This is a genomic window from Rhodococcus sp. IEGM 1408, from assembly GCF_033142235.1.
Classification (GTDB): Bacteria; Actinomycetota; Actinomycetes; order Mycobacteriales; family Mycobacteriaceae; genus Dietzia.
In genome coordinates this window covers 505,079-517,661 of the sequence record NZ_JAWLRW010000002.1, presented here as the reverse complement: position 1 = coordinate 517,661, position 12,583 = coordinate 505,079, and the positions used below count along the sequence as shown (strand labels likewise).

The following is a 12,583-nucleotide window of genomic DNA, read 5'->3' as shown; positions in this document are numbered from 1 at the left end:
ACGATCAATCACGACTCGTTGATCACTGCGCCTGACCAGACGCCGATCCGAATCCCACCACCCCACGGGGCACTATCCCGGAGGAGCGTCCGTGGGTCGACCGCTCCGCAGCCCGGCCCTGAAAGGAGCCCCCGATGGTTGACCATCCGCCTCCGGCCCCGGTTCGCTCCCGATCCCGGGTCTCGATAGTCATTCCGTGCTTCAACTACGCGCGGTATCTCGATGCGGCGATCAACAGCGCCCTGGCGCAGCCCGATGTCGACCTGGAGGTCATCGTGGCGGACAACTGCTCGACGGACGGCAGCCTCGACCTCGCCCGGCGGCGCGCCGCGGCAGACTCCCGTATCCGCGTGACCACCCAGCCCTACAACAAGCCGTACCTGGAGAACTACAACGAGGCGTTGGCAGCGGCCACCAGCGAATTCGTCACCGTTCTCGACGCGGACGACCTGCTCACACCGGGCTCGATCACCCGGTCCGTCGCCCTCCTGCAAGCACACCCGGACGTCGCTTTCACCTACGGATACTGCAGACCGTTCGAGGATTCGCCACCCGAGCCGAAGATCGGCCGGACCCGCTGGGTCGTCTGGAACGGACCGGAATGGCTGGACCGCTTCATGCGGATGGGGCGCAACGTCATCCTCAGCCCGGAGGTCCTGGTGCGTCGATCCGTCCTCGAGGCCGCGGGGTGGTTCGACACCGACTTCCCGTCGGGAGCCGACATGCTGCTGTGGCTGCGCTGCGCGACGCTCGGCGGGGTGGGTCGAGTCGACGGTCCGGACCAGGCGTTATACCGAATCCATGGTTCGAACATGCACTACGAGGAGAGCACGGGCCAACTCCTCGAGGACCTGCGGTCGCGTGCTCGGGTGTTCGAACACTTCCTCGACCACGATGCTCCGCGCCTGCCCGAGATCGACAGGTGGCGTAGTGAGTACCGACGTGCCGTCGCTGACTACGCGATCCGCAATGCATTCGTCGCATTCGATTCCGGATCCGAACAAGGGAGAACTGTCGGCACGGGGTCGGCCGCCCTCGCGGAGGAACTCCTGCCGGAGATAGTGGGGGAGCGGAGGTGGAAGCAACTCATGAGACGACGTGACGGCGCGTATCCGCTATGGCGGCGGCGCCTGGACGTCGCGGCTCGAGTGGTCCGCCACCGAAGCGCGACACTGCTGCGGAGACGACTGGAGCGATAGACGGCCAGCCCGCCTGCCAGTCAGTCCTCGCCGAGCCGGAACTCGTAGAACCGGTCGATCCCCAGTGCCGCGGCGGCCGACGTGCCGTCCGACTCGATGTAGCCGACGTACTCGGCGTAGGCCTGCCACTGCCCCCTCGAGTTGGGCGACCTTGCGCGGGTGGGCTGCATCACGCCCATCCCGGCCTGGTGGTTGTCGCAGCCGGAGAGCAACATCGCCCGCGTGGGCGCGCACAGGGAGCTGGTTTGGAAACCGCAGGCGGCGGCTCGGTGGATTCTGGGCGCGGACGGCATCGGTTGCGCCGTCGCGGGAGTCGCCCCGGCGATCCGCACTCCGGTCGGCGCGGTGGTCGAGTCCGAAGTGGGGTCGAAATGGCCGATCGTCTGTGCACTGGCCGCGACCAGCGTGCTCCTGGGAACCGGGGCGCAGGAGCACGTTCCGTCGGAACGGGCCCTGAGGCGGGCCGCGCTGGTCAACGCCGGATGGGTGGCGATGTGTGTGGCAGCTCGCGCGCAGAGGCCGCGCCGTGCCGCCGTCGCGGTGTTCGCGGCCACTGCCGTCTCGGACGCCGTCGTGGGCGCGGCCCAGTGGACCCTGGGGTCAGGACGCCCGGCCCACGTCGTCGCCTAGGCTGGTAGGCATGACCGAACGCACCGGATCCACTGACCCTGCCGGCCCCACCTCAGTCGAGGGGGTCGACATCAAGCCCCGTAGCCGCGACGTGACCGACGGCCTGGAGAAGACGGCTGCGCGCGGGATGCTGCGTGCGGTGGGGATGGGCGACGACGACTGGGTCAAGCCCCAGATCGGCGTGGCCTCGTCGTGGAACGAGATCACCCCCTGCAACCTGTCGCTCGACCGTCTGGCCAAGGTGGTCAAGGAGGGCGTCCACTCCGGCGGCGGTTTCCCGATGGAGTTCGGCACCATCTCCGTCTCCGACGGCATCTCCATGGGCCACGAGGGGATGCACTTCTCGCTGGTGTCCCGCGAGGTGATCGCCGACAGCGTCGAGACGGTGATGAGCGCCGAGCGTCTGGACGGCTCGGTCCTGCTCGCCGGCTGTGACAAGTCGCTCCCGGGCATGCTCATGGCCGCGGCACGCCTCGACCTGGCCAGCGTGTTCCTCTACGCCGGATCCACCCTGCCGGGCTTTGCCAAGCTCTCCGACGGCACGGAGAAGCAGGTCACCATCATCGACGCGTTCGAAGCGGTCGGCGCGTGCTCCCGCGGGCTCATGAGTCGTGAGGACGTCGACACGATCGAGCGGGCCATCTGCCCCGGCGAGGGCGCGTGCGGGGGCATGTACACCGCCAACACGATGGCCAGCGCCGCGGAGGCACTGGGGATGTCGCTCCCCGGTAGCGCGTCCCCGCCGGCTCCGGACCGTCGGCGCGACGACTACGCCAAGGCGAGCGGCGAGGCCGTGGTCGAGCTGCTGCGCCGCGGGATCACCGCACGCGACATCATGACCAAGGAGGCGTTCGAGAACGCGATCGCCGTGGTCATGGCCTTCGGTGGCTCGACCAACGCGGTGCTGCACCTGCTGGCCATCGCCAGCGAGGCCGAGGTCGACCTGAGCCTGGACGACTTCGCCCGGATCGGCGCCAAGGTGCCGCACCTGGCGGACGTCAAGCCGTTCGGCGCGCACGTGATGACGGACGTCGACCGGATCGGTGGGGTGCCCGTGGTCATGAGGGCCCTGCTCGACGCGGGACTGCTGCACGGGGACTGCCTCACCGTCACCGGCCGGACCGTCGCGGAGAACCTCGCCGACATCAACCCGCCGGACCCGGACGGGCTGGTGCTGCGGGCGATGAGCGAGCCGATCCACCCGACCGGCGGCATCACGATCCTGCACGGATCGCTGGCACCGGAGGGCGCCGTGGTCAAGTCCGCCGGCTTCGACTCCGACGTCTTCGAGGGCACCGCACGCGTCTTCGAGCGGGAGCGCTCCGCGATGGACGCGCTGGAGGACGGCACGATCACCGCGGGCGACGTCGTGGTGATCCGCTACGAGGGTCCCAAGGGTGGCCCGGGGATGCGGGAGATGCTCGCGATCACCGGTGCCATCAAGGGCGCGGGCCTGGGCAAGGACGTTCTCCTGATGACCGACGGGCGGTTCTCCGGCGGCACCACCGGCCTATGTGTCGGCCACATCGCCCCCGAGGCGGTGGACGGTGGCCCCATCGCCGTCGTCCGCGACGGTGACCGCATCCGGCTGGACGTCTCCACCGGGACCCTGGATCTCCTGGTCGACGAGGCGGAACTGGACTCCCGGCGTGCCGAGTGGGAGCCGCTCCCGGCCCGCTACACCCGCGGAGTCCTGGCCAAGTACGCCAAGCTCGTGCAGTCCGCCTCGGGCGGCGCGATCTGCCGGTGACGGCCTGAGGGGCTCAGCGCCCCAGGGTCGGGTGAAACCAGAACAGCCGGGCTCCTCGCGTACTCAGCGAGGGGCCCGGCTGTCTCATGGGACCCGACCGCCGTGATCGACGACGGCACGGTGTCGGTCGAGAACCGTGCCGTCGTCGATCACGGCGGGACAGGATCAGTCGACGACGGTGCCGTCGTCCATGTGGGACAGCGAGCCACCCTCGGGCTTCGCGCCGGTGGCGAGGTAGATCACGCGGTTGGCGATGCTGACGGTGTGGTCGGCGAATCGTTCGTAGTAGCGGGCCAGCAGAGCCAGGTCCACCGCGGCGACGGATCCGTGGGGCCAGTCCACCGCGGAGATCTCCCTCATCAGGCCGGCATGGAGAGCGTCGACCGCGTCATCCTCCGAATCGAGGGATAACGCCAGCTCGACGTCCTTGGTGGTGAGCAACTCGTGCAGACGCGTGGCCATCGCCGCGTCCCGCCGGGCGAGTTCGCGGATCACCGGGATGACGGGCTCCGGGACGACGGGCTCCGGGTGGCGGCGGCGAGCGACCCTGGCGATGTGTCCGGCCAGTGCGGCCATCCGGGTGAAGTGCTCGACGATGTAGATCCCCGAGACCACCTGGCGGAGATCGCGGGCGACCGGGGACTGGAGCAGCAGGAGATCGAACGCGTGCTGCTCGCTGACCTCGCGCAGCTCCTCGAGCTCGGCCGCGCCGTCGATCACCTCGGTGGCGGCGACCTCGTCTCCGTCGAGCAGCGCGACGGTGGCGCGATCGAGCAGTCGGGTGTTGGTCTCGCAGAACCGGATGAGCTGATCCGAGAATTCGTCGAGCTTGGAGTGGAAGACGGTGCGCATGACCCGACTGTAGTGAGGCGCCGCGCACATCGCGCTCCCGTTTCCCCAGTGTTCACCGGTGAGTGCCCGGAAAGGGGGTGACGGCGGCGGGAATTATTAGACAGACCGGTCTGTTCTGACCTACCGTACGCACATCGACACGTCCCGGAAAGGACCCTCCATGACCCTCTTCCTGTATGAGATCACCCCGTCACCCGAGCAGCAGGCCGATCCCGCCGACCTCGTCGACGCCATCGCCGCCTCCCTCACCGCGTCCGGCGCGGAGGTCATCGAGACCCAGGTCACCAAGGGCGCGGCGCGCCTCTTCACCATCGTCGAGCTCCCCGACGGGCCGGACGGCGCCTGTTCCATCGAGACCCCCGCCCTGGACGCGGCCGCGATCGGTGCGGTCGACGTCACCGAGCCCGCACAGGTCCGCCTGGTGGGTACCGACCTCGAGACCATCAAGGCCGCCCGCCCCGAGGCCGGGTACCTGGTCGAGTGGGACATCCCCGCCGAGGTCGACATGGAGACCTACCTCTCGCGCAAGAAGGAGAAGTCCCCCAAGTACGCCGAGATCCCGGAGGTGTCGTTCCTGCGCACCTACGTCCGTGAGGACACGGACAAGTGCCTGTGCTTCTACAACGCCCCGGACACGGACGCCGTCGTCAGGGCGCGGGAGATCGTCTCCACCCCCATCTCGCGTCTGCACGAGCTGGCATGAGCTCGTCCACGGCCACCACTCTCACCCCTGACCTCGGAGCCCCGCGGGCCCGGCTCACCGCCGGAGACCTCGGCGGCGTCGATGCCGCGGACCTGATCGCGGTGATCGACTCGGTCGCCGCTCGGGCGTCCGCCCTGGACCGCGGAGACGCGGACCTTCGGCAGGACATCTCCGCGCTCGCCGGTCTCGGTCTCTTCGATGTCGACCGCACTCCGGTCGCCGTCGCCGCCACGATCATCGAAGCCGTGGCGACCGAGAGTCTGGCCGTGGCCTTCGGGGCGTGGGCACAGCGCATGACCGCCGCCTACCTCCGGCACGCAGCAGATCGGTCGGATGCGGCCGAGCGCACCTACCGAGCCGTGGCCGACGGCAGCAACCCCGGCGTCACGGGCATGGCCGCCGCACAGCGACAGGCGGTCGGTCTGGGCAAGGTCCCGATCACGGCGACGCCGGTCGACGGCGGCTTCCGGATCGACGGCCCCATCGCGTGGGCGTCCAACGTCTATGCGGACAGCACGATCGTGCTCGCGGCCAACACCGAGGACGGGCGCAGCCTCGTCCTGACCTTCGAGGCGTCGGCGCCCGGCGTGGAGATCCGGAACGCACCGGAACTGCTGGCGCTCAACGCCACCGCCTCCACCATGATCGGGTTGGACGGCGTCTTCGTCCCCGACGAGCAGGTGCTGGGTGAGGATCTACTGGACTTCCTGTCCGGCGTGCGTCCGCAGTTCCTCCTGCTGCAGGCCGCCTTCTGCTCGGGTGTCGCGGCGCGCTCCGTCACCGACGCCGTGGGCCGCCTCGAGGGACTGGGCGCCTTCTACGCCGACGAGCACTCCGCCCTGGCGGTCCGCCACGAGCACATGCACTCGGAGCTCCACCGTCTCGCCGCGTCGCCGGGAGACGCGGCGCTCGCCGACCTCCTCCTGCTGCGACTGGACGGGGCCGAGATCGCTCCCGCCGCGACCCGGCTCGAGGCCATCCTCTGCGGTGGCATGGGATACGCGCACGGTGCCCCCGCCAATCGCCGTATGCGTGAGGCCGCGTTCCTCCCCGTTCAGTCCCCGTCGCAGTCCCAGCTGCGGTGGGAGCTCGAGCGGCTCGGGATCGTCGCGTGACCGCCGGCGTGCTCGAGCAGCCCGTCGCCGTCAGCGTCACCGGCCTGCACTACAGACTTCCCGGTGGGAGGGCCCTGTTCGACGACCTCGAACTCTCGGTCCTCGCCGGAGAGTCCCTGGTCCTGCTCGGCCCGTCCGGGGTGGGCAAGTCCACGCTCCTGCGGCTCCTCGCGGGACTGGAGGAGCCGGCCGGTGGCGAGCTCCGTGTCGGGTCGAAGTCCGGCACCGGCGCTCACGGGCACTCCTACGGGGTCGTCTTCCAGAAGCCGCTGCTCTTCCCGTGGCTCTCGGTGCGCGAGAACGTCGCGCTGGGCGGAAGGTTCCGCGCTCTGCGCGGCCGGGTCGACACCGCCCACGTGGACGAATTGCTCGAGCACTTCGGTATCGCGGAACTCGCGGACTCCCGGCCGGATCAGATCTCCGGCGGCCAGGCGCAGCGGGTCGCGGTGGTCCGTGCGGCCGCGACCCGTCCGGAGATCCTGCTGCTCGACGAGCCGTTCAGTGCCCTCGATCCCGTCACCCGTGCGGATTCGCAGCGCTGGCTCGTCGGTGTGACCGCCGACCTCGGCGTGACCACGGTGATGGTGACTCACGACGTCGACGAGGCGCTCGTCGTCGGGTCCCGTATCGCGTTGCTAGGCTCCACCGGACGGGTCCAGGACCAGTGGGTCAACCCGTCGCACGGCAGCACCGACTCCGATCCGGACCTGCGCGCGAGCATCCTCGCCGCCTACCGGACAGCCTGACCCGCCGGCGATGGCAGACCACTCCGGAGCGGCAGGCCTCAGCCTCGACCGGCGTTCGCTCCTGCGCGCCGGAGGCGCCCTCGCCGTCGGAGCCGGGGCGCTGGGCGGTGCCGCGGCGCTCGGTTCCCTGGTGACGGCCGCGACCGCAACGCGCGGCGCGGTCACCGACGAGCTGCGGATCGGGTACCTGCCCATCACCGACGCGGCGCCCTTGCTCGTGGCGCACGGTGACGGGCTCTACGAACAGCAGAAACTGCTCGTGGGCCGCCCCGTGCTGTTCCGCTCCTGGTCCTCGCTCATGGAGGCGTTCCTCACCCGTCAGGTGGACCTCATCCACCTGCTCATGCCGTCGGCGGTTCAGCTGCGGCACGTCATCGGGGCGGACGTCAGAGTGGTGAGCTGGAACCACACCGGGGGCGGCGCGATCACGGTCGCCCCGCACATCACGGAGGTCGGCCAACTCGCCGGCACCCAGGTGGCGATCCCCGGCTGGTGGTCCATCCACAACATCCTCCTGCAGCGGGTCCTGCGCGCCAACGGGCTCACCCCGGTCGCCCGGACCTCTCCGAGCCGATCCGCCCGGACCGTCGAGCTGGTGGTCATGGGGCCCTCCGACATGATCCCCGCGCTGGCCACGGGTTCGATCTCGGCGTTCACCGTCGCTGACCCCTTCAACGCGGGAGCGGTGGCCCAGGGCGTCGGAAAACTCCACATGCTGCTCGATCAGGTGTGGCGCGACCACGCCTGCTGCGTCACCGTGGTGCACCAGGACCTGATCGACACGCGGCCCGACACGGTCCAGGCGTTGATCGACGCCGCCGTGGCAGCGCAGTTGGGTATCCGCGCCGACCGCTCGGCCGCGGCGGCGATCCTGTCCGGGAAGGGTTATCTGCCGCAGCCACCCAAGGCCGTCGAGGTGGCCATGACCGGCACGGTCCCGGACCCCGAGGGCGGACCCGACAGACCGCGGATCGACTTCCACCCGTACCCGTTCCCCAGCTTCACCTCCGAACTGGTCCGCCAGATGCGGCAGACGGTCGTCGACGGCGAGACCCGCTTCCTCGACGGACTGGACCCCTCCGGAGTGCATGCCGACCTCGTGGACGACCGGTTCGTCCGTGCGGCCATCGCCCGGCACGGTGGCCCGGCCGCCCTCGGCCTGCCAGCATCACTCACCCGACACGAACGGCTGATCTAGATGACGCGCACCCACCAGACCCCCGACCCGGAGACGGGTTCGACGACCACTGACGGCGTGGTCGCGATCCACCCGGACGCCAGTCGTCGCAGGTCGCCCCGGGCTCAGCGCGCTGGCGGGTCGGGTCTGCTCGCCCGATGGGGCGCCGGACTGGTCGGGCTCCTGCTCGGCCTGGCGGTCTGGGCCCTCCTCACGTCGGGGCTGGTCACCGACGACCCGGTGATCGGCGGCATGTCGCCCGCCCAGACCTGGTCCGGGTTCGGCGAACTCCTCGATCGCGGTGTCCTTCTCGACGACGCCGCGGTGAGCCTCTACCGGCTGGTCGCCGGGCTCGCGGTGGCCGCGCTCCTCGGTGTCCCACTCGGGCTCTGGCTGGGGCTGCGACGTCGGGCCGAGGCGGTCGCAGGGCCGCTCGTGCAGTTCCTGCGGATGATCTCGCCGCTGTCGTGGGCGCCCGTCGCGATCGCGGTCTTCGGTATCGGTCATGAGCCGGTGATCTTCCTGGTGGCCGCCGCCGCGATCTGGCCGATCATGCTCTCCACCTCGGCCGGCGTGCACGCCATGGACCCCGGATACCTGGACGTCGCGCGGACCATGGGCGCCAGCGGGTGGGAGCGGCTGACCCGGGTCGTCATCCCCGCGGTGCGCCCGTCCATCCTGGGGGGCATCCGTCTCGCGCTGGGGACCGCGTGGATCGTGCTCGTCCCCGCCGAGATGCTCGGCGTCCGTTCGGGGCTGGGGTACCAGATCCTCAACGCCCGCGACCAGCTCGCTTACGACCAGGTGATGGCGGTGATCCTGGTGATCGGCGTCCTGGGCTTCGCGCTCGATTCGATCTCCCGGCTGGTGTTCCGGAGCGGGGCCGCGCGCTGAGGGTTCCGGTACGAGGCCAGTACGCGACGAGCCGGCCTCGCGACGAGTTCAGTGCTCGCGCAGCGCCGTGATGAGCTCGTCCTTGTTCATGGACGAGCGTCCCTCGATCCCGATCTCACGGGCGCGCTCCTTCAGCTCATCGACGGTCCAGTCCTCGTACGAACCGGCTTTACCGCCCTTGTGGCCGACCTCGGACCGGGACTTCTTGGCGGACGCGTTCGCGATCCGGGCGGCCTTCTCCTTGCTGGCCCCGTCCTCGCGTAGCGCCGTGTAGACCTTCTCGTCCTTGATGTTCGCCGACTGCTGGCTCTTCCTCTCGGCCACCGTGACCTCCTCGGGTGTCGTCTGTGGGCAGGCGTGCGACCCATGGTGGAGGTCATCGTCCGACCGGGCCACCGGTCTCACACCCGATGCATCTCCGAGCTCAGGTGGTGGGTCATCGGTTGCCCGACAGCCGCCATGGCGAACCTGCTGGTCAACCTGTCTCCGGTGAGCTCGTACCGGCGCCTGGTGGAGGCGACGTCCTTGGCACTGGCGCTGCTCGCGACGCGGGCCTCGAATTCCAGGACGATCGTGTCCGCCTCGGCGGTGATGGTGCCCTCGGCCAGTTCGGTCTGTCCCATCGGCTGGGCCAGGATCAGCTCGGCGACCCCGGGGGCCGGGAGGCGCAGGTACCCGGTCTCGGTGTGCATGGGGGCCCCGGCCGGGCTCCACGACCGCTGGACGTAGTGCAGGAACGGCTTGCCGACGTCGGTGAAGACCACCTCGTCGGTGTACGAGAAGTCCTCGATGGTGGGATACGACCCCGCGCCGTCGCCCCTCCAGGTACCGATCAGGGCAGCGACGGGGGAGAGGGCGGGGGCGAGAGCGGGTGCGGGAGCCGTGCGGTCGGGGCCCGGGTTGTCGAGATCCATGCCCCCGAGACTAGGCGACGTCCCGGTCCCACACCGGATGGCCGTCGTCGCCTATCCGCAGGCCGTCGCTCGGGGAGTGCTCGGTGATCTTCCCGGTGTGCATGAGGTGCCCCACTGCGAGCCCGTGGACGGCCACGGTCACGTCGGCCACGACTCGGCGGTGGCAGCGCCACCACACGGATTCCGAACACATCACCGCGGTTCGACGGACACGCGCGTCCTCGACGACCCTGTCCAGCGCGGACTGGAACTCCGGAGTGCGGGTCCATGCGCTGTAGGCGCGGAACGCCTCGACCCGCCACCACGTGTCGGGAGAGTCACGTCGTTCGTCCGCGGACAGGGAGCGGCGGCCGCCGAGCTGCTCCTCCCAGCGGTAGTCGATCCCCACCTCGCGAGTGAGGTCGGGGACGGCGCCCCTGGCCGCGGCGGAGTTGGCGCGGCTGCCGGGGAAGCGACGGATGTCCACCAGGAGTTCGACCCCGGCGGACGTGAGCAGCGTGCCGAGCTCGTCCCGCTCGAGCCGCCCGTGCCCCACGGTGAGCAGCATCGGTTCCCTCAGTTCGCTCAGTGCTCCGGGCGGCGCCCGGAGCCGGCAGCATCCGCGGTCCCGGTCCCGGTCCCGGTGCCGGTGGCGCCGGCGGTCGGAGCTCCGGAACCCGCCCCGTCCGACCCCGCCCCGTCCAACCCCGCCGTGTCCGATCCCCGCTTGCCGTGACCGCGCGGGATCACGTGGGCGATGGCCACCACGACGGCGCCCACGGTGAGCCCGAAGATCAGCGAGCACCCGGTGTTGACCAGCCAGCCGAGCACGGTTCCGACGCCGGCCACCGCCGCGGCGGGCTCCTCCAGAAGGTGCACCAGGTGGTACGGGGCGGTCACGCCGAGTTCGTCCAGTCCCACCAGCAGGATGTGTCCGCCGACCCACAGCATCGCGAGCATGCCGACGAACGAGATGACCTCGAGCACGGTAGGCATGGCTTTGACCATGCCGAGGCCGAAGCGCTGGGCGCGGGGGGAGTCCTTCCCGGCCAGGTGCAGACCGACGTCGTCCATCTTGACGATCACCGCGACCACGCCGTAGACGAGCGCGGTGATGAGCAACCCCACCACCACGAGGATCGCCGCCCGCGACCAGAACGGCTCGTCGGCCACCTCGTTTAGCGCGATCACCATGATCTCGGCACTGAGGATGAAGTCGGTGGTCACCGCGCCGCGGACCATCCGCTTCTCCGCGTCCGGGCCCTTCTCCACGACGGGGGCTGCCTCCTCGTGGTGGCCGGAGACCCGCTCCCACACCTTCTCCGCGCCCTCGTAACAGAGGTAGAGGCCGCCGCACATGAGGATCGGGGTGAGGATCCACGGCAGGAACTGACTGAGCAGCAACGCGGCGACGATGATGACGGCTTTGTTGCCCAACGACCCCATGGCGATCTTGCGGATGATGGGCAGTTCCCGCGACGGGTCGGCGTCCCGGACGTACTGGGGTGTCACTGCGGTGTCGTCGACCACCACGCCGGCGGCCTTGACGCTGGCCCGACCCGCGGCGGCCGCGATGTCGTCCGTGCTGGCAGCGGCCATCCGGGCGAGAACGGCGACGTCGTCGAGCAGGGCGGCGAGACCACCGGCCATGTGCACCTCATCGGGGGAAGGCGGGAGGGGCCCGCGTGGGGATGACCTACCCGTGTCGGGTCGGATTTCTAACAGCGTAGCGTCGCTCAGCCCTCGACCGCGTCGAGGACCCACCGCAGGGTCGCCACCCCGGTCCGCCCCAGGTGCTCGGCGAGCAACCGTGAGCCCAGGGGCCCGTCGGGAAGCTCCAGTGTGTGCCGCGCCCAGGCTGGTAGCGCCGCCACGGCGCCTTCGCGGAGCAGGGAGTACGCGGGTTTGTCGGTCCATTCGAGCGGCGGTCCGCCCAGTAGGAAGCGGCGGGCGTCGAGCGCGGCCGGGGAGGCCTCCAGTTCGGGTCGGTACGCCTCGAGGGCCTCGCGGAGTTCGGCCACGGTCACCGGCACGTCCTTCGCTCCCAGCATGAGGCCGGTCCGTGACGCCTGCCGTACGTACTCGTCCCGCCGCTCCGGTGACAACGTCGTGCGCCCGTAGAGGCGGTGGCACTCCAGGAAGCTCCAGATCTCGGCGACGTGCACCCACCGCAGCAGGTGCGGGTCGCGGGCGTCATACGGCCGACCGCGGTGGTCGTGACCCACGACGGTGCGGTGCACCCCGTTGATGGCGCGGATGAGTTCGGAGGCGTCGGCGACGGTCCCGAACGTGGTGGTGGCGATGAACTGCGAGGTCCGCTGCAGCCGGCCCCACGGGTCGCTGCGGTAGTCGCTGTGGTCGGCCACGCCGGCCATGGCCAGCGGGTGCAGGGACTGCAGGAGCAGGGCGGTCAGACCGGCGGCGAACATCGATGCGTCGCCGTGGACCACGCAGATCGCGCTGTCGGGGGCGTTCCAGCGCTGCCCTGGCGAGTGCCAGATCTGCTGGTGGCGCTCGGCGGCGTCGTCACCCGCGATCCGGGATCGCACGAGGAGACCCGCTCGGCGCCGGGCGCCGGTCAGCGCGCGGGACGCGGTCGTCGTCAACACCTGGGTCATCGGCGG

Annotated in this window: 15 protein-coding genes; 8 read left to right on the top strand and 7 right to left on the bottom strand. The window is 70.3% G+C overall.

Annotation, left to right across the window (positions count from 1 at the left end; translation table 11 throughout):
* The first annotated feature begins 134 nt into the window (after window positions 1–134).
* Window positions 135–1,199 carry a glycosyltransferase gene (locus tag R4P08_RS05245; RefSeq protein WP_317812695.1) on the top strand — a complete coding sequence of 355 codons (1,065 nt, stop codon included), beginning with the start codon at window positions 135–137 and terminating at the stop codon, window positions 1,197–1,199.
* 20 nt (window positions 1,200–1,219) lie between these two features.
* On the opposite strand, the gene R4P08_RS05240 is transcribed toward R4P08_RS05245, so the two are convergent.
* Window positions 1,220–1,414 (bottom strand): hypothetical protein, encoded by a 195-nt coding sequence (locus tag R4P08_RS05240; RefSeq protein ID WP_317812694.1) that lies wholly within the window; start codon window positions 1,412–1,414, stop codon window positions 1,220–1,222.
* 7 nt (window positions 1,415–1,421) lie between these two features.
* On the opposite strand from R4P08_RS05240, the gene R4P08_RS05235 reads away from it, so the two are divergent.
* Entirely contained in the window at window positions 1,422–1,829 is a 408-nt protein-coding gene (locus R4P08_RS05235) for a hypothetical protein (RefSeq protein ID WP_317812693.1), read from the top strand.
* Window positions 1,830–1,839: 10 nt separating this feature from the next.
* The gene (gene ilvD, locus R4P08_RS05230) at window positions 1,840–3,579 is read left to right on the top strand and encodes a dihydroxy-acid dehydratase (RefSeq protein WP_317812692.1); all 1,740 of its coding nucleotides are present in this window, start codon (window positions 1,840–1,842) and stop codon (window positions 3,577–3,579) included.
* Window positions 3,580–3,744: 165 nt separating this feature from the next.
* Here the strand turns inward: ilvD and R4P08_RS05225 are convergent, their stop codons facing one another.
* Window positions 3,745–4,431 carry a phosphate signaling complex PhoU family protein gene (locus R4P08_RS05225; RefSeq protein ID WP_317812691.1) on the bottom strand — a complete coding sequence of 229 codons (687 nt, stop codon included), beginning with the start codon at window positions 4,429–4,431 and terminating at the stop codon, window positions 3,745–3,747.
* Between the two features lie 160 nt (window positions 4,432–4,591).
* Between R4P08_RS05225 and R4P08_RS05220 the strand changes: the two genes are divergently transcribed.
* From R4P08_RS05220 to R4P08_RS05200, 5 genes are all read left to right on the top strand, one after another.
* Entirely contained in the window at window positions 4,592–5,134 is a 543-nt protein-coding gene (locus tag R4P08_RS05220; RefSeq protein ID WP_317812690.1) for a DUF4242 domain-containing protein, read from the top strand.
* On the top strand, window positions 5,131–6,249 hold the full coding sequence (locus tag R4P08_RS05215; protein WP_317812689.1) for an acyl-CoA dehydrogenase family protein: 1,119 nt from the start codon (window positions 5,131–5,133) through the stop codon (window positions 6,247–6,249). Before R4P08_RS05220 ends, R4P08_RS05215 begins: the two co-directional genes overlap by 4 nt.
* Before the next feature lie 74 nt (window positions 6,250–6,323).
* Entirely contained in the window at window positions 6,324–6,995 is a 672-nt protein-coding gene (locus R4P08_RS05210) for an ABC transporter ATP-binding protein (RefSeq protein WP_411741166.1), read from the top strand.
* Window positions 6,996–7,005: 10 nt separating this feature from the next.
* Window positions 7,006–8,193, top strand: coding sequence for an ABC transporter substrate-binding protein (locus tag R4P08_RS05205; protein WP_317812687.1), 1,188 nt, complete (start codon window positions 7,006–7,008; stop codon window positions 8,191–8,193).
* Window positions 8,194–9,066, top strand: a complete 873-nt coding sequence (locus R4P08_RS05200) for an ABC transporter permease (RefSeq protein ID WP_317812686.1) — start codon at window positions 8,194–8,196, stop codon at window positions 9,064–9,066.
* Between the two features lie 48 nt (window positions 9,067–9,114).
* On the opposite strand, the gene R4P08_RS05195 is transcribed toward R4P08_RS05200, so the two are convergent.
* The 5 genes from R4P08_RS05195 to R4P08_RS05175 all read right to left on the bottom strand — a co-directional run bounded on the left by R4P08_RS05195 (window position 9,115) and on the right by R4P08_RS05175 (window position 12,577).
* Window positions 9,115–9,390, bottom strand: coding sequence for a Rho termination factor N-terminal domain-containing protein (locus R4P08_RS05195; RefSeq protein WP_317812685.1), 276 nt, complete (start codon window positions 9,388–9,390; stop codon window positions 9,115–9,117).
* Between the two features lie 77 nt (window positions 9,391–9,467).
* On the bottom strand, window positions 9,468–9,980 hold the full coding sequence (locus R4P08_RS05190; protein ID WP_317812684.1) for an FABP family protein: 513 nt from the start codon (window positions 9,978–9,980) through the stop codon (window positions 9,468–9,470).
* A 10-nt stretch (window positions 9,981–9,990) separates the two neighbouring features.
* Window positions 9,991–10,527, bottom strand: coding sequence for a DUF488 domain-containing protein (locus R4P08_RS05185; protein WP_317812683.1), 537 nt, complete (start codon window positions 10,525–10,527; stop codon window positions 9,991–9,993).
* 17 nt (window positions 10,528–10,544) lie between these two features.
* The gene (locus R4P08_RS05180) at window positions 10,545–11,609 is read right to left on the bottom strand and encodes a DUF808 domain-containing protein (protein WP_317812682.1); all 1,065 of its coding nucleotides are present in this window, start codon (window positions 11,607–11,609) and stop codon (window positions 10,545–10,547) included.
* A gap of 86 nt (window positions 11,610–11,695) precedes the next feature.
* Window positions 11,696–12,577, bottom strand: coding sequence for an oxygenase MpaB family protein (locus R4P08_RS05175; RefSeq protein ID WP_317812681.1), 882 nt, complete (start codon window positions 12,575–12,577; stop codon window positions 11,696–11,698).
* Window positions 12,578–12,583 lie beyond the last annotated feature (6 nt).